The organism is Chitinophaga polysaccharea (assembly GCF_007829335.1).
In the GTDB taxonomy this organism is placed as follows: Bacteria; Bacteroidota; Bacteroidia; order Chitinophagales; family Chitinophagaceae; genus Chitinophaga; species Chitinophaga polysaccharea_B.
Genome location: NZ_VIWO01000007.1, coordinates 436,411 through 462,430, shown reverse-complemented (window position 1 = coordinate 462,430; position 26,020 = coordinate 436,411). Strand labels below are relative to the sequence as shown.

The 26,020-nt window shown below is 44.3% G+C and carries 31 protein-coding genes; 26 read left to right on the top strand and 5 right to left on the bottom strand.

What is annotated here, in order from left to right:
* Positions 1–10 precede the first annotated feature (10 nt).
* The 5 genes from FHW36_RS23515 to FHW36_RS23495 all read right to left on the bottom strand — a co-directional run bounded on the left by FHW36_RS23515 (position 11) and on the right by FHW36_RS23495 (position 6,071).
* Positions 11–448: a hypothetical protein gene (locus FHW36_RS23515; RefSeq protein ID WP_145672696.1), complete on the bottom strand. Its 438-nt coding sequence runs from the start codon at positions 446–448 to the stop codon at positions 11–13.
* Positions 449–638: 190 nt separating this feature from the next.
* The gene (locus FHW36_RS23510; protein WP_145672694.1) at positions 639–3,839 is read right to left on the bottom strand and encodes a collagen-like domain-containing protein; all 3,201 of its coding nucleotides are present in this window, start codon (positions 3,837–3,839) and stop codon (positions 639–641) included.
* Between the two features lie 30 nt (positions 3,840–3,869).
* Positions 3,870–4,301 carry a hypothetical protein gene (locus FHW36_RS23505; protein ID WP_145672692.1) on the bottom strand — a complete coding sequence of 144 codons (432 nt, stop codon included), beginning with the start codon at positions 4,299–4,301 and terminating at the stop codon, positions 3,870–3,872.
* A 43-nt stretch (positions 4,302–4,344) separates the two neighbouring features.
* Positions 4,345–5,523 carry a type IX secretion system outer membrane channel protein PorV gene (gene porV, locus FHW36_RS23500; RefSeq protein WP_145672690.1) on the bottom strand — a complete coding sequence of 393 codons (1,179 nt, stop codon included), beginning with the start codon at positions 5,521–5,523 and terminating at the stop codon, positions 4,345–4,347.
* A 41-nt stretch (positions 5,524–5,564) separates the two neighbouring features.
* Positions 5,565–6,071 (bottom strand): T9SS type A sorting domain-containing protein, encoded by a 507-nt coding sequence (locus tag FHW36_RS23495; protein ID WP_145672688.1) that lies wholly within the window; start codon positions 6,069–6,071, stop codon positions 5,565–5,567.
* A gap of 447 nt (positions 6,072–6,518) precedes the next feature.
* Here FHW36_RS23495 and fusA point away from each other — a divergent pair, with 447 nt between their 5' ends.
* From fusA to rpmD, 26 genes are all read left to right on the top strand, one after another.
* Complete coding sequence (gene fusA / locus FHW36_RS23490) at positions 6,519–8,663, top strand: elongation factor G (RefSeq protein WP_222429155.1); 2,145 nt, start codon at positions 6,519–6,521, stop codon at positions 8,661–8,663.
* 585 nt (positions 8,664–9,248) lie between these two features.
* A complete protein-coding gene (locus FHW36_RS23485) occupies positions 9,249–10,433 on the top strand; it encodes a glycosyltransferase family 87 protein (protein ID WP_145672683.1) in 1,185 nt (394 codons plus the stop codon).
* A gap of 1 nt (position 10,434) precedes the next feature.
* Positions 10,435–11,466 carry a glycosyltransferase family 2 protein gene (locus FHW36_RS23480; protein WP_145672681.1) on the top strand — a complete coding sequence of 344 codons (1,032 nt, stop codon included), beginning with the start codon at positions 10,435–10,437 and terminating at the stop codon, positions 11,464–11,466.
* 10 nt (positions 11,467–11,476) lie between these two features.
* The gene (locus FHW36_RS23475; protein WP_222429154.1) at positions 11,477–12,259 is read left to right on the top strand and encodes a DUF3473 domain-containing protein; all 783 of its coding nucleotides are present in this window, start codon (positions 11,477–11,479) and stop codon (positions 12,257–12,259) included.
* A gap of 21 nt (positions 12,260–12,280) precedes the next feature.
* Positions 12,281–13,078 (top strand): polysaccharide deacetylase family protein, encoded by a 798-nt coding sequence (locus FHW36_RS23470; RefSeq protein WP_145672679.1) that lies wholly within the window; start codon positions 12,281–12,283, stop codon positions 13,076–13,078.
* Positions 13,079–13,421: 343 nt separating this feature from the next.
* The gene (locus tag FHW36_RS23465) at positions 13,422–14,036 is read left to right on the top strand and encodes an outer membrane beta-barrel protein (RefSeq protein ID WP_145672677.1); all 615 of its coding nucleotides are present in this window, start codon (positions 13,422–13,424) and stop codon (positions 14,034–14,036) included.
* A 1,841-nt stretch (positions 14,037–15,877) separates the two neighbouring features.
* Complete coding sequence (gene rpsJ, locus FHW36_RS23460; protein ID WP_012789286.1) at positions 15,878–16,183, top strand: 30S ribosomal protein S10; 306 nt, start codon at positions 15,878–15,880, stop codon at positions 16,181–16,183.
* Positions 16,184–16,375: 192 nt separating this feature from the next.
* The gene (gene rplC, locus FHW36_RS23455; protein ID WP_145672675.1) at positions 16,376–16,993 is read left to right on the top strand and encodes a 50S ribosomal protein L3; all 618 of its coding nucleotides are present in this window, start codon (positions 16,376–16,378) and stop codon (positions 16,991–16,993) included.
* 1 nt (position 16,994) lies between these two features.
* Positions 16,995–17,633, top strand: coding sequence for a 50S ribosomal protein L4 (gene rplD / locus FHW36_RS23450; RefSeq protein WP_145672673.1), 639 nt, complete (start codon positions 16,995–16,997; stop codon positions 17,631–17,633).
* A gap of 66 nt (positions 17,634–17,699) precedes the next feature.
* A complete protein-coding gene (gene rplW / locus FHW36_RS23445; protein ID WP_145672670.1) occupies positions 17,700–17,999 on the top strand; it encodes a 50S ribosomal protein L23 in 300 nt (99 codons plus the stop codon).
* Between the two features lie 86 nt (positions 18,000–18,085).
* On the top strand, positions 18,086–18,919 hold the full coding sequence (gene rplB / locus FHW36_RS23440; RefSeq protein WP_145672668.1) for a 50S ribosomal protein L2: 834 nt from the start codon (positions 18,086–18,088) through the stop codon (positions 18,917–18,919).
* A gap of 66 nt (positions 18,920–18,985) precedes the next feature.
* The gene (gene rpsS / locus FHW36_RS23435; protein ID WP_145672666.1) at positions 18,986–19,252 is read left to right on the top strand and encodes a 30S ribosomal protein S19; all 267 of its coding nucleotides are present in this window, start codon (positions 18,986–18,988) and stop codon (positions 19,250–19,252) included.
* 96 nt (positions 19,253–19,348) lie between these two features.
* Positions 19,349–19,696 (top strand): 50S ribosomal protein L22, encoded by a 348-nt coding sequence (gene rplV / locus FHW36_RS23430; protein WP_089760310.1) that lies wholly within the window; start codon positions 19,349–19,351, stop codon positions 19,694–19,696.
* A gap of 58 nt (positions 19,697–19,754) precedes the next feature.
* Positions 19,755–20,543 (top strand): 30S ribosomal protein S3, encoded by a 789-nt coding sequence (rpsC, locus tag FHW36_RS23425; RefSeq protein WP_145672663.1) that lies wholly within the window; start codon positions 19,755–19,757, stop codon positions 20,541–20,543.
* A gap of 55 nt (positions 20,544–20,598) precedes the next feature.
* Complete coding sequence (gene rplP, locus FHW36_RS23420) at positions 20,599–21,018, top strand: 50S ribosomal protein L16 (protein WP_142685977.1); 420 nt, start codon at positions 20,599–20,601, stop codon at positions 21,016–21,018.
* Positions 21,019–21,085: 67 nt separating this feature from the next.
* Positions 21,086–21,286 carry a 50S ribosomal protein L29 gene (gene rpmC / locus FHW36_RS23415; protein WP_145672661.1) on the top strand — a complete coding sequence of 67 codons (201 nt, stop codon included), beginning with the start codon at positions 21,086–21,088 and terminating at the stop codon, positions 21,284–21,286.
* 89 nt (positions 21,287–21,375) lie between these two features.
* The gene (gene rpsQ, locus FHW36_RS23410; protein WP_079470766.1) at positions 21,376–21,636 is read left to right on the top strand and encodes a 30S ribosomal protein S17; all 261 of its coding nucleotides are present in this window, start codon (positions 21,376–21,378) and stop codon (positions 21,634–21,636) included.
* Between the two features lie 75 nt (positions 21,637–21,711).
* Positions 21,712–22,080, top strand: a complete 369-nt coding sequence (rplN, locus tag FHW36_RS23405) for a 50S ribosomal protein L14 (protein ID WP_079470765.1) — start codon at positions 21,712–21,714, stop codon at positions 22,078–22,080.
* Between the two features lie 160 nt (positions 22,081–22,240).
* Positions 22,241–22,579 (top strand): 50S ribosomal protein L24, encoded by a 339-nt coding sequence (gene rplX, locus FHW36_RS23400; protein ID WP_145672659.1) that lies wholly within the window; start codon positions 22,241–22,243, stop codon positions 22,577–22,579.
* Complete coding sequence (gene rplE, locus FHW36_RS23395) at positions 22,579–23,154, top strand: 50S ribosomal protein L5 (RefSeq protein ID WP_145672657.1); 576 nt, start codon at positions 22,579–22,581, stop codon at positions 23,152–23,154. Before rplX ends, rplE begins: the two co-directional genes overlap by 1 nt.
* A 20-nt stretch (positions 23,155–23,174) precedes the next feature.
* Positions 23,175–23,444 carry a 30S ribosomal protein S14 gene (gene rpsN / locus FHW36_RS23390; RefSeq protein ID WP_145672653.1) on the top strand — a complete coding sequence of 90 codons (270 nt, stop codon included), beginning with the start codon at positions 23,175–23,177 and terminating at the stop codon, positions 23,442–23,444.
* 120 nt (positions 23,445–23,564) lie between these two features.
* On the top strand, positions 23,565–23,963 hold the full coding sequence (gene rpsH / locus FHW36_RS23385; protein ID WP_145672649.1) for a 30S ribosomal protein S8: 399 nt from the start codon (positions 23,565–23,567) through the stop codon (positions 23,961–23,963).
* A gap of 125 nt (positions 23,964–24,088) precedes the next feature.
* Complete coding sequence (gene rplF, locus FHW36_RS23380; protein ID WP_145672643.1) at positions 24,089–24,643, top strand: 50S ribosomal protein L6; 555 nt, start codon at positions 24,089–24,091, stop codon at positions 24,641–24,643.
* 89 nt (positions 24,644–24,732) lie between these two features.
* Positions 24,733–25,086: a 50S ribosomal protein L18 gene (rplR, locus tag FHW36_RS23375; RefSeq protein ID WP_145672637.1), complete on the top strand. Its 354-nt coding sequence runs from the start codon at positions 24,733–24,735 to the stop codon at positions 25,084–25,086.
* 51 nt (positions 25,087–25,137) lie between these two features.
* Positions 25,138–25,656 (top strand): 30S ribosomal protein S5, encoded by a 519-nt coding sequence (rpsE, locus tag FHW36_RS23370; RefSeq protein ID WP_145672631.1) that lies wholly within the window; start codon positions 25,138–25,140, stop codon positions 25,654–25,656.
* Between the two features lie 100 nt (positions 25,657–25,756).
* The gene (gene rpmD, locus FHW36_RS23365; RefSeq protein ID WP_145672625.1) at positions 25,757–25,942 is read left to right on the top strand and encodes a 50S ribosomal protein L30; all 186 of its coding nucleotides are present in this window, start codon (positions 25,757–25,759) and stop codon (positions 25,940–25,942) included.
* The last annotated feature ends 78 nt before the right edge of the window (positions 25,943–26,020 follow it).

Sequence of the window (26,020 nt, the reverse complement as noted above, 5' to 3'; positions counted from 1 at the left end):
GGGGTCTGTTTTAGTTTTTCGCCTCTTTTTTGATAGCAGAGGTTTTGGGGGGCTGTACAATCGTGTTGGGAGGAGTACCTTGCTGCGTGGTGAATGGTACTGATGGTACAATCACTTTTATGTCGGATTTAGCGGGAAGGTCCTGTCCGGAAGGACCTTTGGTACTTTCGGATATCCGCCCGGCCGGACGGTTGATGTGAGTAGAGCCGGTTCCCACGCTACCGCCTTCTTTTACAGGAACTTTGTTATCTGACAAGGATGTCGCCGATAAGTGATGGCCCGTAGGTGATGCATCGGCGCCACCCCCTTTAACAGGTACTTTGTTATGATCCAGGGATGCCCGGTTCTGTTGCCCGGTAGAACTACCTTGTTTGATAGGAACTTTTCCGGTTTGTGCCTGTGCTATGGCTGCCATAAACAGACAAAGCACTGTGTAGAATAGTTTCATTGGGTGCTGTTTTATTTAATAGAAAGAAGCGTAAATAATAGCTTTTCTGATATGATGATATGAACGATTCCAACAACTAACTATGCCCCGGTTACCGATCTTAATGCCTGTTTATAACACAACGCTGTATATAAATAGAAAAGGCAGACCCCTCTTTCAGGATGCCTGCCAGTACAGAAGAAAATTCAATTTATTTTATGTTTACCAGTACTTTGATCTTGCCTGTTTCACCACTGAATTCCTGTAAAGCTTTGCCAATCACCTGTCCAGGTTTCAGTTTATCCACATCGGCTTTCATGGCATACCCGTCTTTACTGGAGGTGACCAATAAATCGCCCCGACGGATATTGCCATTTTCGTTACATACTTTGGTAGGGATCACACCAATAACTCCCATGGGTACTTCGCTGTTATTATCCTCGTTTATATCCTTTTCGGTTAATAGCACTCCCGGCTTGGTAGCATATACACCTGCTACCAGGCTGGAATAAGGTTCAGATGATTTTTCTACCATGCGGTCTGCATGGGTAGCAATGATAAGTACATCTCCGGGTTCATAGGACTCCTGTAAACCCGCTACTGCAAAGGATTCTGCGACGTCTGCTCCTGCGTTGGTAGTACCACCGTTGAAGAAACCCCTGCCCGCCTTATTAATACGCGCAACGTTACTTCCGGCGCTTTGGAAAACGGCCAGATTTCCATTGGCGCCAGTGTGGTTTATCAGCATGGCATTACCGGTTCCCGCATTGGTTATCTGTACGGTGTTCTGACCGTTGCTGGTATTAAAATTGGCAAATCTGGCAGCTCTGCCGGTTCCAAAGGTCGGGGTCCAGGCATAGATCGCATTGCCGGCTCCATCACAGCTAGTTTCTACCCCGTTACCATTTCCACCGGCATTGGCTTTAACGCCCTCCCCATTTCCTTCAGATAACGCCAGTATCGCGGGGCCGTTACCAGCAGGGTTGGAGGAGTAGAATAAGCCACCATACCCCCCGGTACCAGAAGATAAGCCATATACGCCGGCGGTGCCGAAATTGGCAAACATGGAATTTACCTCTCCTTTAATAGCTGGAGAAGTACCGGTAGTCCTGTCTACCTTAAAGTTGCCGGCAGTGCCGTTACCTACTGTTTTGACAGTAATAACATCGCTGTTGTTGCTCTCATTGAAAATTTCGAACCTGCCGGCCCTGCCTGTGGCAAAGGAGGGAACCCAGGCGTACAGCGCATTACCTGCACCATCTATATTTGTTTCCACACCATTTCCGTCTTTGCTGGCATTAGCAGTGATAGCATTGCCATTCCCATCTTGAATGGCAACTAATGCGGGACCATTACCTGCTGGATTAGATGAATGGAATAACCCTGCAAAACCTCCGGTACCAGAGGAAATGCCGAATACACCAGCTGCACCAAAGTTGCCAAACATGGTATTTACCTCTGCTCGTACAGCAGCACCTACACTGTTGGTATTATCCAATTTAAAAGAGGCAGCATTACCCAACGTATTATCCGGGATATTACCCCTACCATTGGAGGCTACTTCCAATACGTTAGCGCCGGTATTGTCGGCATTGAAATTTTCAAAACGCCCAGCCCGTCCGGTACTATTGTTTACACCCACCTGCCCATATACGCCGATGCCGGTATTGCTGGTATTAGTGGCGATAAAGCCTCTCACACCATAGCCGCCACCATCGTTGCGACCCACCACTGCGCCAGCAATGTCAGAAGTGGTACGGCCTACTACAGCTTCTCCTCCTCCGTTGTTATCTCCAACAACGCCCGCCGACGTTTGAGCACTGGTAATCCCCTGCACCCCAAAGCCGGCGCCTGTAGAACTTATAACGCCCGTACCATTACCAGTAGTCGTAACGTTAATAACTGTACCGTTTCCAACTGTACTGGCATTTAATACATTGTTGTTGTTAGCATTATTAAAAATAGATACGCTGGCAGGTATGCCGTTATTGCTGGTAGCGGTTAAACCAGTACCAGTATTACTGTTGGCATATACGCCAGTGCCATTTGCGCTTGCATTTCCATAAACGCCAAGGCCATTTGGCGTAACACCATATACACCCCATCCACTTCCATTTTGAGACCCCCATACACCTATCCCTAAACCACCGGTACCATTGTTAATGCCGCGTACTGCAGCGGAAAAACCTCCGGGAGCAGTAGAATTGATAATTCCCCTTACGGCAGCGATGCTGGAAGTGGTGGTATTATTTGCTCCTTCAATGGAGGTACCATCACCATCATTGGTAATGCTGAATAGCGTAGAGGCATTATTTTCCACGGTTATGAATGGTAAGGAAAAGCCGCCCCCGGCAGCACTTGCTGCCCATTGGGCGCCGTCATATCTTAGAATTTGTCCTGCTAACGGAGCGGTAGTGCTAACAGGTTTTCCCTGTAATGCTTTTACTGTCGGATTTGGATAGGTACCACTGAGATCTCCTCCTGCCGCAACGCCATTGATATCGCCAGCTGGTCCTTGTGGCCCGACAGGCCCGACAGGTCCAACTGGTCCTGCTGGTCCAACGGGGCCGGCTACACCCGGATCTCCCTGGATACCCTGCGGCCCAATAGCTCCTGCCGGTCCTATAGGTCCCACTGGCCCCACAGGTCCGGCTATGCCTGGATCTCCTTTGGCACCTTGTGGCCCTGTGGCGCCTGCCGGTCCTATAGGTCCCACAGGTCCGGCTACGCCTGGATCTCCTTTAGCACCTTGTGGCCCTGTGGCTCCAGCCGGTCCTATAGGTCCCACAGGTCCGGCTATGCCTGGATCTCCTTTAGCACCTTGTGGCCCTGTGGCTCCAGCCGGTCCTATAGGCCCCACAGGTCCGGCTACGCCTGGATCTCCTTTAGCACCTTGTGGTCCTGCGGCTCCTGCCGGTCCTATCGGTCCTATCGGTCCAATTGGTCCGGTAGGGCCTATTGGACCCGGATCACCTTTGGCACCTTGTGGCCCTGCTGGACCAGGCGTGCTGTTAGCCGCAAAAAGAGCATAGGGTACACTCATTAACTGAGAAGTGCCTAACTCGCTAAAATTGGCGCCGTTCATAGATACTTCCACTTTTAAATATTGGTTGGCATCAGCCCAGGGAACAGTACTATAGGTGCCTGTGAGTGGCGTGCCTTTACCGATTTGTAAAGTGAACAAACCTACATTATTGGTGGTGGTAGTATGGGTTTCCTGGTATTGTACCGGTCCGGCTGCGGAGCCGCCCAGGATAGAAAAACGTACTGTCAATGATTGATTGCTAAGTACGGAGCCGTTCACATTGCGGGCTACAGCCTGGTAGTTGGTACCTGTAAGTCCACTCTGAGCCGAAACAAGCTGAAAGGATGCTATTAACAGTACAAGAGTCAGGTAACATATCTTTTTCATAATAATGATTTTGTAGTAGTGACAGTACGTTTAGTGTTTTTTTAAAGGAGTTACTCTTACGGGATTCGTGGTCTCCCTGGCGTCTCCCTGGCTGGGGATAGCTGCTTTAGCTGGTTGAACCGGATTGGTTTGTTTCACCCGGTCGGCCGATTCTTTTGAAGAGGCTTCCGAAGGCAATGCAGCCGCTTTTTTGAGAACGGTAGGAGTAGCATTGGGCCGGGCCACAACAGGTTGATAATTGGTAAATAACCGCTTTTTGGCGGGAGTGGATATTACCGTACGGTCTGGCGTAGAAGTACCAGATCTGGCATTCATATCGCTAATATCTTTTCGCAGTGTAGGAAACAGTACATCAATAGATCTTCCGGTATGGCCACCGGTGTGCTCTGGTTTCTCTTGTGCATGCACATATGGTAGTAAGCCCGCGGTAAGTAGAATAGAAAGTACGATAAGTGATTTCATATATGGATGTGTTATAAATATTGAAAAAGTGAATTACTACAGTTTATTGCTCAGCGGTCTCATGCCGGGAGCTGCCAATATTGTATACCAGCGAAAACTTCAGGGTTCTTTTTTGTACCAGGCTTTCTCCCACAGGCATCAGGTAAGCAATATCAAGTTCCAGGTTGGAAACCCGCAAACCCAGGCCTGAAGAGAAATGCTGTCGGTAGCCTTTATTAGGATGTTCGTAGAAATATCCGGCACGTACAAAAAAGGCCTGCCGGTAAGCATATTCGATACCTGACCCAATGGTGAATTCCCTTAGTTCTTCATGAAATCCGCCAGGCGCGTCACCAAATGAGGAAAACATGGCATCCACCACTCCCCGGTTAGGATCTTTACCTTTTAAAATCTGGCCGGTTTCTATACCGTTGGAATCCAGCGCATAGAGTGGGGGAGTAGGCACCAGTAACTTATTGATATCTACCGACACAGTAAATTCATGATCCTGGGTATGCACAAACGTATAGCCGCCACCGATACGCAGGTTCATCGGCAGAAAGCTCTTACGGTTGTTATCATCAGAGTACTGGAGCTTGGTACCGATATTGGTAATACTCACGCCAAAGGAGTACCGGTTGCCAAAGTCCAGTTTATCCACACTGTTCTGGTAATAATAGCTGATATCGCCAGCCACACCGGATGCGGGCTTCTGCTGTATGCTGTTGTAGGTGCCCTGGCCCAGCTGACTCCTGATATACCGTATACCCAGTGCCAGCGACATATGTTGCCCCAGCTTCCGTGCATAGGCGGCGTCAATGGCAAATTCTTTTGGGTTGTAATCCTGCAGTACAGTACCGTTATCATCCCGGAAGGTCACCGATCCATAGTTGAAGTATTTCATGGATACGCCCAATCCTTCAGTGCCATTGAAGGTCTTATAACCCGATACATAGGCCATATTAGACCGGTTATTGTTCAGCTCCCACATCCAGGGTGAATAGGAGGCGCTGACTCCCCAATCTCCTGCAAACATGATTTTGGCGGCATTGGAAAACAGCGAATTGGCGTCTGGGGTTAACCCTGTACAGGCATCGCCCACACCGCCACTTCTGGCATCCGGGTTCACCAACAGGAAACTGGCGCCTACATTGGGCGGCCTTTGGGTAGCTTTTTGTGCTGATAAACGGATACCAGTTGCCAGTATACTTGTGAAAAGCATAATTGTATAACTGTATTTCATAACAACATTGGTTAAGTAGTGATGGAGTGCAACGCAGTAACCTATTGCACAATGAGTTTTTCAAATGAAACTTGCCCGCTTACGTTTATTACCACGGTATAAATACCGGCAGCAAAGTGGTTTACAGGCAATACCACTGTATTCCTGCCTCCTCCTAGTTCCAGGTATTGATGGTAAATGGTTTGACCCGCTGGATTAATCAGTTCAAGCGTAATGTTTGCATTTGAAAGCAGGTCGAACTGGATCTTGGTATTGGTGACAGCAGGGTTGGGAAACAGGATATAACTCTTCAGCGGGTTAGTACCTGGCGGCAGCTTTGGAAAGTCTTCCGGTTGCTGGAACCCCTGTGTCAATAATAATTTCCCGTTGGTAATCGGTTGCACGGCAACCTCTCCAACCGTGTAGGAAATCATCATTTTCGGCGTAGTGCCAAACGTACCGCCGGTGGCTACCACGTGCCGGTGCAGGATAATCTGGGCTTTGGTCGACAAGCAAAGGCATGCCACTAAAAACAACGCGATAGCGCATCTGAGTGCAGGTGTTCTCATATAAGGTTGTTAAGCAATAAACAAGGGGTGGAAATTTGGCTACAATGCAGGGGTAATCATCTTATATGGATATCTTCATGCACAGTAGTAAAGTTTTTCTCATGACTAGTATGATTTAAGACAAGGTTGAATGTATTTTGTCCGATTTGATGCTATATGGTTCTTCTCAATGTAGGGGGCTCAGCTAATATAATCACCGCTAAATTGAACGAATTATGACAGTTGGAAAATGATGATTTAAATTTTGGTTGTATTTGAAAAAAAAATGGTAGATAAAGACTTAAAACTGGTTTTGGGGAAACTACTCATTTTTAATAATCTTAATGTGTTTTGACGCCTGTGATCGCCAAAAAGAAATAACAATTTGGAAAAACTCCGCGTTTTATTTATTGTTAAAAATAAATTACCTTTGCCCCCCAAATTGCATTATTTAGTCACTTTAATATTATGGCAGACTTAAAATTTCAAAGGAACTTTGGTATTGCGGCGCACATTGATGCGGGTAAAACCACTACCACAGAACGTATCCTGTATTATACAGGTAAATCCCACAAAATTGGAGAGGTGCACGAGGGTGCTGCTACAATGGACTGGATGGCACAGGAGCAGGAAAGAGGTATTACCATCACATCTGCGGCAACCACTTGTTTTTGGAATTTTCCAACCTTACAAGGTAAAGCCTTACCTGATACCAAACAATATAAATTCAATATCATCGATACTCCAGGTCACGTGGACTTTACCGTAGAGGTAGAGCGTTCTCTGCGTGTACTGGACGGTCTGGTGGCATTGTTCTGCGCTGTATCTGGTGTTGAACCTCAGTCTGAAACCGTTTGGCGCCAGGCTAACCGCTACCGCGTACCCCGTATCGGTTTCGTTAATAAAATGGACCGTTCCGGTGCTGACTTCCTGAACGTGGTAAAACAGGTGAAAGAAATGCTGGGTGCTAACCCCGTTCCTTTAACCCTGCCTATCGGTGCGGAAGATTCCTTCAAAGGTGTAGTTGACCTGATTACCATGAAAGGTATCATCTGGGACGAAGAAGGTAAAGGTGCTACCTACCAGGAAATTCCTATTCCTGAAGATATGGTGGCAGAAGCGGAAGAATGGAGAGCTAAACTCGTAGAAGCAGTGGCTGAATACGATGACACCCTGATGGAGAAATTCTTCGAAGATCCTAACTCTATCTCCGAAGCTGAAATCCACGAAGCGATCCGTAAAGCTACCATCGATATCGCTATCATTCCTATGATGTGCGGTTCCTCTTTCAAAAACAAAGGTGTACAGAAGATGCTGGATGCGGTTTGCCGCTACCTGCCTTCTCCAATGGATGTGGAAGCAGTAAAAGGTACTGATCCGGATAGCGGTGAAGAAATCGAGCGTAAACCAGATGCGAAAGAACCACTGTCTGCCCTGGCGTTCAAAATCGCAACCGATCCTTTCGTAGGTCGTCTGGCGTTCTTCCGGGTTTATTCCGGTCACCTGGATGCAGGTTCTTATGTTCTGAACACCCGTACCGGTAAAAACGAACGTATCAGCCGTATCATGCAGATGCACGCTAACAAGCAGAATCCTATCGATTTCATCGAAGCTGGTGACATTGGTGCGGCTGTTGGTTTTAAAGATATCAAAACCGGAGATACCCTGTGTGATGAAAAAGCACCAATTATCCTGGAATCTATGACCTTCCCAGAACCAGTTATCAGCATCGCAATCGAGCCTAAAACTCAGGCAGACGTTGATAAAATGGGTATGGCCCTTGCTAAACTGGTAGAAGAAGATCCTACCCTGAAAGCTAAAACTGACGAAGAAACCGGCCAAACCGTATTGAGCGGTATGGGTGAGCTCCACCTGGAAATCATCGTTGACCGTATGCGTCGCGAGTTCAAGGTAGAAGTTAACCAGGGTGCTCCTCAAGTAGCTTACAAAGAAGCCCTGACTACTAAAGTTGAACACCGTGAGGTATTCAAGAAACAAACCGGTGGTCGTGGTAAATTTGCTGATATCCAGATTGAAATCGGACCTGCTGATGCGGAATGGCTGAAAGAAAACGAAGGCAAATCCTTACAGTTCATCAATGATATCTTTGGTGGTGCGATCCCTAAAGAGTTCATCCCTGCAGTACAAAAAGGCTTCGAACAATCTCTTAACCAGGGTGTTCTCGCTAACTTCCCGCTGACAAGCTTAAGAGTTCGTCTGTTTGACGGTTCTTTCCACCAGGTGGATTCTGATGCAATGTCATTCGAATTGTGCGCTAAACAAGCTTTCCGTGAAGCTGCCCGCAAAGCTAAACCAGTATTGCTGGAGCCAATCATGAAAGTGGAAGTTCAAACTCCAGACCAATACATGGGTGATGTTACAGGTGACCTGAACCGTCGTCGTGGTATGCTGGAAGGTATGGACTCCAAAAACGGTGTTCAGGTAATCAAAGCTAAAGTGCCACTGAGCGAAATGTTCGGTTACGTAACTCAGCTGCGTTCCCTGTCTTCCGGTCGCGCAAGCTCTATCATGGAGTTCTCTCACTATGCTCCAGCTCCAAATAACGTAGCTGAAGAAGTGATCGCTAAAGTAAAAGGTAAAGTAAACGCTTAATCTTAGCTTTTTATATCTAAAAGGTTGTTCCGTACCAACGGAACAACCTTTTTTTTGCCTGGAACTGACATGAACATGCTATTGTCAGGAAAAGAATATTCGATATTTTCGGTGGTAATAATAACCTACAACTGAAATTTACTTTTTGCCAGCTGCCATGGGGTCCTGTTCTACGGGACCTTTTTTTATGTAAAGTCGATAACCTGATAGAGGGGAACCGATTTTTTTACGTCAATATTTGTAGACATAAACTAGCTAAGCCTTTATTTTACTGATAGCCAACTGATAACAGGCTTAACAACCTGAATTATTAGAAAATACCTCCTGCAACTGTTTAAAAAGAACTGGGATACCCTGGTTCGGGGCCTGGATGAGATACTGCCCCGCCGAAGTCCGATCAGGAAGTCTTGGGGCAGTATCAACGGTCAGTTCACGCTGTAGTAACTAACACAAACTAAGGGTATTAGGCAAGCTGGCTATCGAATGATGATTTACGAAATACCTGTAATTGTATTTATTGATATGTGTAATGGTATAGTTGTCAATAAAATATAATAGGATAGAGATTTAATAAGCTGAGATTTTATGAATTTTTTGTTTGCGGAGTTCAAGGGTTCTAAAAAATGGAGCATTTCACTACCTGTACTGCTGTGGTTTGCACTGGCATTTATTGCCGGCCTGGCAGAATATCTGCACCAATCATTCAATAATTATCTCATTTTTAAACAGGTTTTCTGGCATACTCTCGAACAGAAAAACCTGTATCTCGGATATCCATCCGAATATTTTGATGTCAACCACTACGGTCCGGTATTTAGCCTTATCATCGCTCCCTTTGCCCTTTTACCGGATGCCCTGGGGGTAATATGCTGGACGCTGGCCAACGCCGCGGTGTTATGGCTGGCTATTAAAAAGCTGCCACTCAGCCAGCAAAATTTCTTGATCATATTACTCATCAGTGTGGTAGATATGATGACAGCCAGTCATAATGTTCAGTTTAACACGATGACTGCCGCCTTTGTAATTTTTGCATTTGTATTGGTAGAAGAGGAAAGGGATATCTGGGCCACCTTTTTCATTGCCCTGGGGTTCCTGACAAAATTATATGGCATCGCAGCTATCGTTTTTTTCCTGTTTTCAAAGCACCAGGTAAAATTCGTTGGATATCTTATCATGTGGATGATCCTATTGTTCTGTCTGCCAATGGTAATCTCCTCGCCAGCATTTATTATTCAATCCTACGCTGACTGGTATCAAGCACTCAGCGACAAAGTGGTACAGAACACAAGCGGACTCAGTGCCAGCAACATGCAGGATATCTCCGTCATGGGAATGATCAGGCGCACTTTTCAGACCACCACCTTTAAAGATATATATGTGCTGATACCGGCTGTAGCCATTTTTGGACTGCCTTTATTACGCACATCGCAGTATAAAAGTTTATGCTATCGCATGCGCTACCTGGCGTTGGTGCTGATTGCCGTCGTAATATTCAGCAACTCAGCAGAATCAGCTACCTACGTAATTGCGATGGTGGGAGTAGGTATCTGGTATGTTTTACAGGAGAAAAAGACAGCGTGGGTAAATGCAGTCCTGGTATTAACCATCGTTCTTACCAGCCTGTCAACAACGGATCTTTTTCCCCAGTATGTGAAAGTACATTTAATACGGGCATATGCTTTGAAAGCATTGCCCTGCCTGATAGTATGGCTGTTGCTGATTAAAGAAGCAGCAGCCGGTAAATTCGACGATCATAAAATTTGTGCATAAGATGAAAAAGCTAGTTTCCATCGTTGTACCAGTTTATAACGAGCAAGAGAATGTAATACGCCTCAATGATGCACTACAGCGGGTATTTGAGCCATTGCCGTATAATTTTAATGTCATATTCGTAGACGACGGTAGCAGCGATGCTACCCTGGATAACCTGAAAAGGCTTTCCCTCGTGTATGACAACATCCGTTTTATTTCATTCTCCAGGAATTTCGGTCACCAGGCAGCCCTCAAGGCAGGACTGGATATGGCCGATGGCGACTGTGTGATCAGCATGGATGGAGATATGCAACACCCACCGGCACTCATTCCGCTTCTAATCGAAAAATGGGAAGCTGGTTACGAGGTCGTTTATACCATCAGGAAGGAAGATCCTACACAACCTTACATGAAGCGGAAAACTTCCAACCTGTTCTATTCCCTGATGAACCGGGTGTCTGATATTAAAATAGAAAAAGGAGCGGCCGATTTTCGTTTACTCGACAGGGTAGTAGTAAACGTACTGCGTAACATGCAGGAAAATGACCTTTTCTTCCGGGGATTGGTGAAATGGACCGGCTATAAGCAATTAGGCATAGAATACGTGCCCGAGCAACGCTCTTCCGGGGAATCTAAATATACCTATAAAAAAATGATTGGGCTGGCAGTGCGCGGCTTTACTTCCTTTAGTACACGCCCCCTGTATGCCGCCACCTATCTTGGATTTGCGTTTGCATTGCTTTCTTCCTTATACGTACCTTATGTCATTTTTAGCCTGGTATTCGAACATCCTATTTCCGGCTGGGCATCGATTATCGTTACCATCGCTTTCTTTGGAGGAGTGCAGTTAATGATATTGGGCATTATAGGGCTATATCTCGGTAAATTGTTTTCTCAAAGTAAACAGCGCCCGGTTTACCTCGTAAGGGAAAGTAACGTGATGAAAGATGGCAGCCTGTTGAGAGAAAATTATCTGATCGAACAAAACAGCATTGTAAAGGAAAGATATATTATAAAAGACAACAAACTGGTTAGGGAGAAAGTATTGTAAAGGAAAGGATATGAGCATGGAACGTTTTGTATTATTGAGCTTTGACGTAGAAGAATTTGATATGCCCCTGGAATACCAACAGCCTATCGAAATGGCCGATCAAATGCGTGTCGGACATGAAGGGTTGGTAGTTACCATGGACATTGTGAATAATGCCAGGGCGACCAGTACTTTTTTTACCACTGCCAATTTCGCGCAAACATTTCCTGCAGACATCAAGGAGATAGCTGCCAAACACGAAATAGCCTCCCATACTTTTTATCATTCTTCCTTTGCTGTACCCGATTTGCTTGAAAGTAAACGTTGCCTGGAGCATATCTCCCAACAACCGGTATATGGCCTGCGTATGCCCCGCATGCGCCATGTCGAAATGAGCGACGTGAAAGCGGCCGGTTATCTGTACGATTCGTCCATCAATCCCACCTGGATTCCCGGACGATATAACTATCGCTCAAAGCCCCGTACTGTTTACACGGAAAACGATATGTTGCGGGTACCTGCCGCTGTGAGTCCTAACCTGAGAATTCCTTTGTTCTGGCTGGCATTTAAGAATTACCCCTACGCACTATTTAAACGTCTTGCTATCCAAACCCTGAAGAAGGATGGCTATTTATGTCTCTATTTCCATCCCTGGGAATTTGTTGATCTGAAAGATTATAATATCCCTGCCTATACAAAAAGACACGCCGGGCCTGTATTGCAGGACAGATTAAGTAAGTTGCTGAAAGATCTCTCCGCTGAAGGATCGTTTATTACTATGCACAACTACCTGGAAAGAAAGAATTTTTACTAGCACCGCCTAATATTTGGATGGATGACAGATCAACAGAAAAAGATATTGATCAGTGTGGAGGTGGAAGAATTTGATATTCCAGAGGAATTCGGCCAGCAGGTAACCCTGCAGGAGAAACTTGAAATTTCCAGGAGTGGCTTGCAGGCGACCTTAGCCTTATTGGATAAATATGAGGTGAGCGCTACTTTTTTCATAACCGCATATTGGGCGCAGCACTACCCGGAATTGGTCCGTAAAATAGCCACCAGGCATGAAATAGCCTCACATGCTTACTATCATAATACTTTTACCGAAGCCGACCTGGAAGGCTCCCGGCTGGCCCTGCAGGAAATCAGTGGGCAACCAGTACGGGGTTTCCGCATGCCCCTGCGGCATAAAGTAGATATTTCCGCCCTGAAAAATGCAGGTTATCTCTACGATGCCTCTCTTAATCCGACCTGGCTCCCCGGAAGATTTAATAACTGGCGCCAACCCAGGGCCGTTTTCAGGGAAAACGATACCTGGATCATCCCATCATCTGTATCTCCACATATCAGGTTTCCTTTGTTCTGGCTTAGCGTTAAAAACATTCCTCTGTGGATTACCAAACATTTTAGCAGGAGAGCGCTCCAAAAAGATAACTATCTCTCTTTTTACTTCCATCCCTGGGAACTGGCTAACATAGACGCATATGCCCTGCCCGCTTATGTTAAAAGGGTATCCGGAAAGAAAATGGAGAAGAAATTGGATGGATTCCTACGTTTCTTACAAAAACAGGGTGCTTTTTGTACCCACGCCGGCTTGCTGGAAACCCATATAGTAACAGCATTACAGGCATGACGCTGCATCCGCGCCGGAAATCCCCGCTATCTTACTGCAACAAGATATAGAGACGAAATGTTATAGTAATAATGAATAAGGTAAAGTGCTCATGTTGCAGAAAATTTCAACAAGTATCATATCACTTTTTTGAGGTTTTTTTTGAAGATTGAATGTTTACTATATTCATTTTCAGTACTTTTGTCGTAGCAAGAATGCTATCCGGAAAATTATTCCCCATTATCCCCCTGCCTCTTATTGTATTAATAGCTGTCTGTAGATAGCTGTGGTTGCAAATGCAAAACGTTTGCCGGTATGTTTTATTCATTCAACGTGTAAAATTGTTAAAACTAAAAATCAGACTATGAAAAGAATTCGTCTTTTAACCCTTGCGCTTGCAGCTGTATTGTTTGGCTCCGCCGCTAATGCCCAGATTCAGAAAGGAAATATTATGGTAGGTGCTGATCTCACCAACATGAACGTGGTTTTTCAAAAAGAGAGTACCGCCTTCAGTTTTAATCTTTCTCCTAAAGTGGGTTGGTTTATCAAAGATGGGTTGGCTATTGGAGGTTATGTTGATTTTGGTGCAAATACCACCAAAAATAAAACAACAGATACCAGGGCTTCAAATACGAATTATGGCATAGGAGCTTTTGCCCGTTATTTTGTAGAGGATAAGAATGTCCGGAAACTGGAGTTTTCAAAGAGAGTAAGGTTCTTCGCGGAAGCGAATGCCGGGTTTGCTGGGCAGAACCCTGCCAGTGGGGCTTCTACAAATGGTTTTAATGTCGGTATCGGGCCTGGTATTTCTTATTTTATTACGCCCAATGTTGGCCTGGAAGGCTTGTTTAAGTATGATCTGACGATAGGAGGCGGAAATTCCACTACAGCCAACCGCCTCAGCCTTGGCATAGGTTTCCAGATTTACCTGCCATCTGCGAAAGCAAAAGCTATTTACAGAGAGGAAAGAGGTAAATAATATTATTAATATAACAGTTAATGGTTGCAGCAGTCGTCATAGGACTGTTTGCAACCATTTTTCTATTAGGTATCCTCATCTGTTAGGGGCTACTGAATAAAATGAATAAGCCCTGTGTAGAATGAATTAATTGAACGAATGCTTTTAGACAAGAACCCATTATTTTAGTAACCTGTCTGCAAAGTTGTGGGCAAGGGGATTGCCGAAAACCCTGGAAAGAGTAGGCATTAAACGAATAAACTATCCGGTATGCTGAGCTCAATACTCGCCGCAGTACTCAAATTCGTTGCTATCGTTGCTGGTGCAGCGCTGTAATTTTCATTGTTACGCAATGATTTTCCAGATGGGATTGCCGAAAACCAATAACAGAGTAGGCATAAATGAAAACGCTCAATGATGATTCTCGATGCCTTGAACACCTTCCTGAAAGGGCTCATTGCCCTACTCACATCTACGTTGGGAGGCCTCTGACTTTATTGGTGCTATGCACCGGGATGATGATATGCTGCTCAACTCACACCAGGATGCTGATACAATGGTGTGACAATACAGATAGACGCACTCTTGTCTTTCAATTTCCCCGGTTGGGTATGGTAGCATTCGTAAAATATCCCGCCTATCTTTTTAATTAAAAGCTCCGGTAGTTACCGGAGCTTTTTTAATTAATGCGTTTTTATGCTGACCTATGCAAATCATATAGTAGTATAAAGAAATGAACAATGAAAGATCAGGATGCCGAACTGAACAAAATGAATGAACAGAATTCACACAATACGTTTTAATTTCGGTCTGCACCAAAAGCAGGTGCACATTGGGATTGCCGAAAACCAAAGTAACAGAGTAGGTGTAACCCGAAGTAAAAACTATCTTATGGCTTTACTGAATCAACTGCTGGCAACTATCGTTGCACTGCTGCAATCTCTGCTGGGAGGTCTGTAAGATTTTCCCCGGTAAGGGATGATTCCGCATGAATGTGATGCTATTTCCCTTACAAACATCATCCTGGAAGCTGTTCTGAAAAGAACAGCTTTTTTTATGTCTGGAATATTCCCTCAAATTAGCTATGGTAGCGTAATGAACAGCATTGACAAAAGCGGTTGGAATGAATAAAATGAACGTATGTTTATTGCATGATTGACTTTAATTTAGTTCCTGTTAACTGAATAACAACTGGGAATAGCCGAAAACCAGGTAATAGAGTAGGCAATATCTTATAAAAACCTTTTTCCATGGATTTACTGAATCAACTGCTGGCATTAATCTTAGGATTAGTAAAATCATTGTTAGGTGGCATCGGTGGCGGTTTACCGCTGTAATCAGTGGGGGCTTGACCACTGCGCTCATTGAGCCACTTTAATTATTACAAGAGGGTATTCCGGAAAGCGGAATACCCTCTTGTAGTTTTGGACCGGCAAGTGGTAGGAGGCAGGCCTTCATTCGCTTACCTTTGGTAAGTGTTATGAATCTTTCGAAAAGCGGGCCAGGCTGTTCTGGAAACCCGGGACGGTACTTCCGGGAGCCGTTGCCCCCTTTTTTATTGGTCTACCGGAAAAAAACAGAAAGAAATTTTTCTCTTTTTTGGTTTTGAAATTTGTTTTCCTATATTTGTCAAAACGAGCATGTGAAGTTACCATAAGGCTTAACACACACACAATGAATGTTTTCTGAAGCCTTATTGCCCAAATGCCCACACTTCATCTACCTTCCAACTGCTGCCGGAGCTAGCCTTTCGCCCGGTGTCTTTCATTTTTTTCTGAGAATTATTTGCCAAATAGAAAAAACGGGTTACCTTTGCCCTCCCAAATTGTATTGGGAAAAAACTTAGAAGAAGTTCATTGCATATGTCTCAGAGAATAAGAATCAAGCTGAAGTCCTACGATCATAACCTGGTAGACAAGTCTGCTGAGAAGATCGTTAAAACCGTGCGTAACACGGGTGCCGTGGTAACAGGTCCAATTCCTTTACCTACCGAGAAGAAAATATTTACAGTATTGCGTTCTCCGCACGTTAACAAGAAAGCGCGCGAGCAGTTCCAGCTGTGTACTCACAAACGTTTACTGGATATTTACACGTCTTCTTCCAGAACTGTAGACGCGCTGAGCAAGCTCGATTTACCTTCCGGAGTAGAAGTTGAAATTAAAGCATAGGACAACAGCAAGGCGGGCAAAAGGCCGGCCTTTAATTGATTTATGGTTATACTGTTGATTTTCAACAGTATAACAATTTTAACAAACAAACATAGGTCGCGCCTTCTGGGCGACCACCCAATAAATGTATTTAAACCGCCTATCCTGGGGATAGCTAGAAATCCCCCAGGCGCTGGGTAAAATCATATAAAAATGAAAGGTATTATTGGCAAAAAGATTGGTATGACCAGTATCTTCGAAGCTAATGGTAAACAAACTGCTGTTACCATTATCGAAGCAGGTCCCAACGTTGTAACCCAGGTAAAAACCCTGGAATCAGATGGTTACAATGCAATTCAGGTTTCTTTCGGTGAAAAGAAAGAAAAGCACACCACTAAAGCAGAAAGCAATCACTTCGCGAAAGCAAGCACTTCTCCCAAACGTTACGTTAAAGAACTCCGTAATCCGGACGTACAGAAAGCCCTCGGTGAATCTATCACCTGCGAAATCTTCGCAGAAGGCGAAACAATCGACGTAGTAGGCACTTCCAAAGGTAAAGGTTTCCAGGGTGTTGTAAAACGCCACGGATTCAGCGGTGTGGGTGAAGCTACCCACGGCCAGCACGACAGAAGCAGAGCTCCCGGTTCTGTTGGTGGATCGTCTTATCCTTCCCGCGTATTTAAAGGTATGCGTATGGCCGGCCAGACAGGTAATGAAAGAGTGAAAGTGAAAGGTCTGAAGATCGTGAAAATATTCCCTGAAAAGAATTATATCCTGGTAAGTGGTTCCGTTCCCGGCCACAATGGTTCAATCGTTTTAATCCAGAAGTAACATGCAAGTAGATATTTTAAATATACAAGGAAAGAAAACCGGAAGATCCATTGAGCTTCCTGAGGAGATCTTTGGTGTTGAACCTAACAACCACGTTATCTACCTGGCTGTTAAACAATACCTCGCTGCTCAGCGTCAGGGTACCCACAAGGTAAAAACCAGAGCTGAAGTACAAGGTGCTTCCCGCAAATTACACAAACAAAAAGGTACCGGTGGCGCCCGTAAAGGTAATATCCGTAACCCACTGTATAAAGGTGGTGGTACCATCTTCGGACCAAAACCTCATGGTTGGGGCTTCAAACTGAACAGAAAAGTGAAAGATCTCGCTAAGATCTCCGCCCTGTCAGTAAAAGCTAAGGAAAACAGCATCATCATCGTTGAAGATCTGCAACTGGAAGCACCAAAAACCAAACAGTTCGTTGGTTTCCTGAAGAACCTGAACATCAACGTTGAAGGCAGAAAGACTATGTTCATCACGCCTGAATACAACGACAATGTTTACCTGTCTTTAAGAAACATCCCAACTGTAGACGGTACCGTTCTGAGTGATATCAACACTTATGACATCATGAACAGCAATTACATCGTGTTTACTGAAAGCGCTGCTAAAATCTTCACAGAAGAGCCGGCAGAAGCGTAAGGTGTCAAAAACAATTAACAAAACAAGCTAAGAGCTGAACGCTAATAGCTAAAAGCTAATAAAGAAATGAAACTTTCTGACGTTTTAATCAAACCGGTGGTATCCGAAAAGGTTAACAAAGCAACCGATAAATTCAACCGCTATTACTTCATCGTTGACAAAAAAGCCAACAAACTGGAGATCAAAAAAGCAGTGGAAGAATTTTACGGCGTAACCGTAGCAGATGTAAATACTGCTGTAATGCCAGGTAAAGCTAAATTCCGCTTTACTAAAGCCGGTTTCATCGCAGGTAAAAAACCGTCTTACAAAAAGGCGATTATTACCATTGCAGCTGGTGAAACTATAGATCTGTATGCTAACATGTAGTGCCTTTCCGGCCTGAATAGCCGGGATGTGGATGTATATACAGATCACGATTTATATTTTAATAACATTTAACTTTTTAGGAAGTAATGGCACTGAAGAAGTTCAAACCAATGACGGCCGGTACCCGCTGGAAAATAGGCAACGCTTATGCTGAGCTGACCACGGATACCCCGGAAAAAAGCCTGCTGGAACCCATTAAGAGAACCGGCGGTAGAAACGCACAGGGTAGAATGTCCATGCGTTACATCGGTGGTGGTCACAAGAAACAATACCGTGTAATTGATTTCAAACGTGATAAGGAAAATATTCCTGCTACCGTAAAAACTATCGAATACGATCCAAACCGTAGCGCATTCATCGCACTGGTGAACTATGCAGATGGTGAAAAACGTTACATCATTGCTCCTCAGGGCTTACAGGTAGGTGGTACCGTTATCAGCGGCGCCGATGTAGCTCCTGAAGTAGGTAACGCTTTACCGCTGAAGAACATGCCGCTGGGTACTGTTGTACACAACATCGAGCTGCAACCTGGTAAAGGTGGCGCTATCGCAAGAAGCGCCGGCGCTTATGCTCAGCTGTCCAACAAGGAAGAAAAATATGCTGTACTGAAAATGCCTTCCGGTGAGCTGCGCAAAGTTTTGAATACTTGTAAAGCTACTGTAGGTACTGTTTCTAACTCCGATCACGCCCTGCAATCCATCGGTAAAGCTGGTGCGAATCGCTGGAGAGGTATCCGTCCTCGCAACCGTGGTGTGGCGATGAACCCTGTAGATCACCCAATGGGTGGTGGTGAAGGTAAATCTTCCGGAGGCCATCCAAGATCCAGAACTGGTAAATATGCGAAAGGTCTGAAAACCAGAAAACCGCATAAGAGTTCTGATAAGCTGATCATTAGCAGAAAAAACGGTAAAAAATTATAATTTCTGAATCCGGGCTCCGGTAGTAATACCAGATCCCGGGTTTGAAAAATCATAAATCAGTAAGACATGGCTCGTTCCATAAAAAAAGGTCCTTACGTAGACCAGAAATTAGAAACTAAGGTTGAAAAAATGAATACCGGCACCAAACGTACTGTTATCAAGACATGGAGCCGTCGTTCTACTATCACACCTGATTTCGTTGGTCACACTTTCGCAGTTCACAATGGCAACAAATTCATTCCTGTTTATGTAACAGAATTTATGGTTGGTCATAAACTGGGCGAATTTGCACCTACACGTAACTTCAGAGGACACGTTAACAAGAAAATGTAAATTATAGTCTGAGGTTTGAGGTTTGAAGTATCGGTTTCAAACCAATAGATCAAACAGCAGACATCAGACACCTAATAATAAAAGAAATTAATAACAATGGAAGCAGTAGCTAAGCTGAATAATAATCCTACATCTCCCCGCAAAATGCGTTTGCTGGCAGACTTAATTCGTGGTCTGGATGTAGAAAAGGCTTTGAATATTTTGAAATTCCATCCTAAGCACCCAAGCGTACCTTTAGAAAAACTGCTGGTATCCGCGATCGCTAACTGGAAAGTGAAGAATGAAGGTGCAAGGGTAGAAGATGCTAACCTGATCGTTAAAACTATTTTTGTTGATGGCGGCCGCACACTGAAAAGAATGCGCCCAGCTCCACAGGGAAGAGGTTACAGAATCCGCAAGAGAAGTAACCACGTAACAATTGTAGTGGACAGCAAAGCACAATAATTAGTGCGGAAACGAGATAGAAACAAAACTATTAAACTAATAGACAAATAACCAGAACATGGGTCAGAAAACAAATCCTATTGGTAACAGGTTAGGTATCATCAGAGGATGGGACTCTAATTGGTATGGCAGCAAAAAAGATTTTGCGACCAAACTGATCGAAGATAATAAGATCAGAACTTATCTGAATGCACGTATCAACAAAGGCGGCATTTCAAGAGTTGTGATCGAAAGAACTTTAGGTAAGTTAATCATCACTGTTCATACATCTAAGCCTGGTATCATCATTGGTAAAGGCGGTAACGAAGTTGATCGCATCAAGGAAGAACTGAAAAAGCTGACAGGTAAGGAAGATGTACAGATCAACATCCTGGAGATCCGTCGTCCTGAAATGGATGCTAACATCGTTGCTGAAACAATCGCAAAACAAATTGAAAGCCGTATCAACTACAAACGTGCGATCAAAATGGCGATTGCTACCGCACTGAGAATGGGCGCAGAAGGTATCAAGGTTAAAATCAGCGGCCGTTTAGGTGGTGCTGAAATTGCCCGCTCCGAAGAAATGAAACAAGGTCGTACGCCATTACATACTTTCCGTATGGACATCGATTACGCTTCCTTGTTCGCTTTAACCGTATACGGTAAAATCGGTATCAAAGTATGGATCTGTAAAGGTGAAGTACTGGGTAAACGCGACCTGAACCCGAACGTTTTAACCGGTAAAGAAGGTGATAACCGTGGCACTGGTCATGGTGGTGAAAGAAGAGAACATCACGGCGAACGCAGAGACAACCGTGGTGGTGACAGAAGAGGCGGTGGAGATAACCGTGGCGGTGGCCGCAGATAGTATCTGGCGGTAGAACAGACATTAACAATTACTATTAACATTAACAACATAGACGATGTTACAGCCAAAAAGAACGAAACACAGGAAGATGCACAAAGGCCGCATCAAAGGGAACGCTAAAAGAGGCGCTACCCTCTCCTTTGGTACTTTCGGTCTTAAAGCATTAGAACCTAAATGGATCACCGACAGGCAGATCGAAGCCGCCCGCGTTGCGCTGACAAGGCACATGAAACGTGAAGGTAACGTATGGATCCGCATATTCCCTGACAAACCTATCACTGCTAAGCCTTTGGAAGTGAGGATGGGTAAAGGTAAAGGTGCTCCTGACCATTGGGCAGCAGTAGTAAAACCAGGTAGAATTTTATTTGAAGCCGATGGCGTTCCTTTACAGGTAGCTAAAGAAGCAATGGAACTCGCAGCACAAAAACTGCCCATTAAAGTAAAATTTGTAACCAGCCGCGACTACGTAGCTTAATTACAGGTATCAATATCTAAAAATCCGGTAACCTGCCCCGGCAGCTAACCGAATCAAATTCAATACAATGGCAAAAGAAAAGCTGGAACTGAAAGGCCTGAGCGAGCAAGATCTGAAAGAGAAAATCTCTGCAGAAAAACTCCGCTTGAAAAAAATGACCTTTGGTCACGCAATTACGCCAATCGAAAATCCAATGAGCATCCGCGCTGTAAGACGCGATATCGCTCGGATGAGTACCGAACTGCGTAAAAGACAACTGGGCTTCTAAATCTTCAGTCCCGGTAACACCCGGGGCTGCTGAATAGCATTAGTATAACAAAATAGGACCTCTTTACGGAGGGTTAAATACTTTCAACAATGACGACCGAAAGAAAATTAAGAAAAACCAGGATTGGTGTGGTTGCCAGCAACAAAATGGATAAAACCATTACCGTTAAGGTGGAGCGTAAGGTAAAGCACCCGATCTATGGTAAGTTCGTGAAAAAAACTACCAAGTTCATGGCGCACGACGATAAAAACGAGTGCAGCATCGGCGATACCGTGAAAATCGCGGAAACCCGCCCTCTGAGCAAAAACAAATGCTGGAGACTGGTAGAAGTAATCGCTAAAGTAAAATAATTATTTATTTGTTTCAAGCTGCATCCGGCTACCCCGGTTACAGCCGCTGACTAAACAATATCAAATCTCATTTCGATGATACAACAAGAATCAAGACTGAGTGTAGCCGATAACAGCGGTGCTAAAGAAGTACTTTGCATCCGCGTATTGGGTAACTCCGGTCAGGACTACGCTGGCGTAGGCGATAAGATTGTAGTAACCGTTAAGGACGCAATGCCTGGTGGTGGTGTGAAGAAAGGTATGGTTACTAAAGCTGTAATCGTAAGAACTAAAAACAAATTACGTCGTAAAGACGGTTCTTATATCCGCTTCGACGATAACGCAGTTGTACTGCTCAATAACTCAGACGAACCTCGCGGTACCCGTATTTTCGGTCCGGTTGCCCGTGAGCTGAGAGACAAGGGGTATATGAAAATTATCTCCCTCGCTCCTGAGGTATTATAATATTATTGTCGATGGAGGGATTCTGGAAATTTTCTTAAAATTTCCAGAATCCCAAAATTCATAAATATTTCTTATCTTTGCAGCCCGTTTGCAGAACGAGAAAAAACATTAATCAAGCGAAACAACTGTTTCGCTTGGCGTTTATAAATAAATCAAAGTAATGAAAACTAGATTTAAGCCTAAATTCAACATTAAGAAGGGCGACCTGGTTGCGGTAATTGCCGGTGATGACAAGGACAGAACCAAAGCTCGCAAAGTGCTGGAAGTTCAGCCCGACAAAGCCCGCATTCTTGTAGAAGGCGTTAACATTATTACCAAGCACACTAAGCCTACTGCTCAGAATACCAAAGGTGGTATTGTTAAGCAGGAAGCGCCAATTGCGATCTCTAACGTAATGCTGTGGGATGCCAAAGCTGGTAAACCTACTAAAGTAAGCCGTAAGAGAGAAAACGGTAAATTAATTCGTATCGCTAAAAAATCAGGGGAGGAAATTAAATAATGTCAAACACAAAATATACTCCGAGACTGCAGAAGAAATACCAAGAGGAAGTTAAATCTGCACTGATGAAGAAATTCAACTACAAAAGTGTAATGCAGGTTCCTCGCCTGGTAAAAATTTGCCTGAACCAGGGTATTAACGGTGCAGTAGGTGATAAGAAACTGGTAGACATCGCAGTAGACGAAATGACCCGTATCTCTGGTCAGAAAGCTATCGCTACCATGTCTAAAAAGGATATTTCCAACTTCAAACTCAGAAAGAACATGCCTATCGGTGCACGTGTAACTTTACGCAGCACTATCATGTATGACTTCCTGGATCGTTTGATCTCTGTATCTCTCCCTCGTGTACGTGACTTCAAAGGCGTTAACGAAAAAGCTTTTGACGGTCGTGGTAACTACACTATGGGTATCACAGAACAAATCATTTTCCCTGAGATCGATATCGATAAAGTAACTAAAATGTCCGGTATGGATATCACTTTCGTTACTACTGCAAACACCAACGAAGAAGCTTACGAGCTCCTGAAGGAAATGGGTATGCCGTTCAAGGGGATGAAAAAAGATAATCAGTAAATCGAAACGATAATATAATTATGGCAAAAGAATCCGTAAAAGCCAGACAAAGGAAAAGAGAAGCTATGGTAGCAAAATTCGCAGAAAAGCGTGCTGCCCTGAAAGCTGCCGGTGACTACGCTGCACTGGATCAACTTCCAAAAAATGCTTCTCCTGTTCGTCTGAAAAACAGATGCCAACTGAGCGGTCGTCCTAAAGGATACATGCGCCACTTTGGTCTCTGTAGGAACATGTTCCGTGACCTGGCACTCGCAGGTAAAATCCCTGGCGTAAGAAAAGCCAGCTGGTAATTGAATGATCTGAGTAACCGGCTCATTCCGGATCCCTCATATCACCGAATGAAAGTTATTTGATTCCCATCTTATTACGATTGGATATCGCATTGTAAACATTATCAAACTATTTCAACAATGGTTACTGATCCAATAGCAGACTTCCTGACACGTATCCGGAACGCGCAAATGGCCACCCACAGGATCGTGGAAATTCCGGCTTCCAAGCTGAAAAAACGTATTACAGAAATTCTGTACGATAAAGGTTATATCCTGAAGTACAAATTCGAAGAGGACAACAAACAAGGCGTTATCAAAATCGCTTTGAAGTATGATCCTATCTCCAAAGAGCCCGCTATCAAAGAATTACAACGCATCAGCCGTCCAGGTCTGCGTCAGTACGCTAAACCAGAAGAGTTTAAGCGCGTGAAGAACGGTTTAGGTGTGGCGATCATCTCTACTTCTAAAGGTGTAATGACCGATAAAGAAGCAAAAGCTCAAAACGTAGGTGGCGAAGTAGTTTGCTACATCTATTAATATATTGATTGACTGGTTGTTGCTCAACCAGTCAATCACTTAAGTTATCTGACAATTAAGCTCTCTATACGGCGCTGAACACGGATAACGGGTACATCAATATCAAACAACTTTAAACTAAAGTTATGTCTCGTATAGGTAGAAGTCCTATTAAATTGGCCAGCGGCGTTACAGTAACTGTTTCTCCTGCCAATGAAGTAACTGTAAAAGGCCCAAAAGGTGAACTGAAAAAGAGCATCGACCGGGAAATGAAAATCGAAGTAGCGGACGGTATCTTAACCGTTGTTCGCCCAACTGACCAGATCCGTCACAAAGCACTGCATGGTTTATACCGCGCACTGCTGGCGAACATGGTTCAGGGTGTTACTGAAGGATTTAAAAAGCAACTGGAACTGGTGGGTGTGGGTTATAAAGCCGCCAACAGTGGTCAGTTACTGGATCTGTCTTTAGGTTACTCTCACAATATCATCTTCGAAATTCCTCAGGAACTGAAGGTTGCTACCCTCACTGAAAAAGGTCAGAACCCTAAGATCATGCTGGAAGGTATCGATAAACAATTACTGGGTCAGGTAGCGGCTAAAATCCGTAGCCTGCGTAAACCAGAGCCTTACAAAGGTAAAGGTGTTCGCTACAGTGATGAAGTGGTACGTAAGAAAGCTGGTAAATCAGCTGGTAAATAAAATTTTTAATTGGCTAATCAGCTGGTTCAGCTGGTTAGCCAGTTTTAACAAAATCCCGGCAGCATCGGGATTATAAAATAAAACTCAAAATGAGCACAAAAGTTAACAGGAGACAGAAAATCCGCTACCGCATCCGTAAGAAAATCTCCGGTACTGCACAAGCACCAAGATTATCTGTATTTCGCAGCAATAGCGATATCTACGTGCAATTGATAGATGATACCAATGGCACTACCCTGGCTTCAGCTTCATCCCGTGATAAGGACATCAAAGCTCAGCAAGGCACTAAATCCGAGAAGTCTGTACTGGTTGGTAAAGCACTGGCTGCTAAAGCGGTTGCAGTGGGTATCACCACCTGCGTATTCGATAGAAGCGGTTATTTATATCATGGCCGCGTGAAAAGCGTAGCTGACGGAGCAAGAGAAGGTGGTCTTCAGTTTTAATCACGAAGTCCGAATCTTATAATTCTGAACAAGTAATTCTTATAAAATAAAATGGCAAAGAATTCATTCAATAAAGTAAAGGCTGGTGATCTGGAGCTGAAAGAAAAAGTAGTGGCGATCAACCGTGTTACTAAAACCACTAAAGGCGGTCGTACTTTTAGTTTCTCCGCACTGGTTGTTGTTGGTAACGAAAACGGCGTGGTAGGTCACGGTCTTGGTAAAGCTAAAGAAGTACAGCAGGCGATCACTAAAGGTATAGACGATGCTAAGAAAAACCTGATCAAGGTTCCTGTTATGCACGGTACTATTCCTCATGATCAGTTTGCTAAAGAAGGTGCTGCCAAAGTACTGATTAAACCAGCTGCCCATGGTACTGGTGTGATCGCCGGAGGTTCTATGCGCGCAGTGCTGGAAAGCGCTGGTGTAACAGACGTTCTGGCTAAATCTTTAGGTTCCGCTAACCCACACAACGTGGTGAAAGCTACTTTCAAAGCACTGGGTTTATTACGCGAACCAATCGGTATCGCTAAAACCAGAGGCGTTTCCCTGAAGAAAGTTTTCAACGGATAAGTAATGTTCCTCACACAGAGGACCTTATTTTTTCATTGAGAAATTTTGAAAATAATTCATTAACAATTAAATTACTCCGCCTTTAAGCGGATAGGGGTTTATGGCAAAGATTAAGATCACTCAAGTGAAAAGTGGTATAGACCGTCCTGAAAGGCAGAAACTGACCTTGAAGGCACTGGGCCTGACTAAGATGCACGCTACTGTAGAAGTAGAAGCAACTCCTCAAGTCCTCGGAATGGTCCGTAAAGTTAATCACCTTGTATCGGTAGAAACAGTGAACGCTTAATTAAAGTAACACTGCTGTGGGATTGTCTGTTGATAATCTTACCTTTACATTTGTAACTTTACCATTTTTATTTTAGAA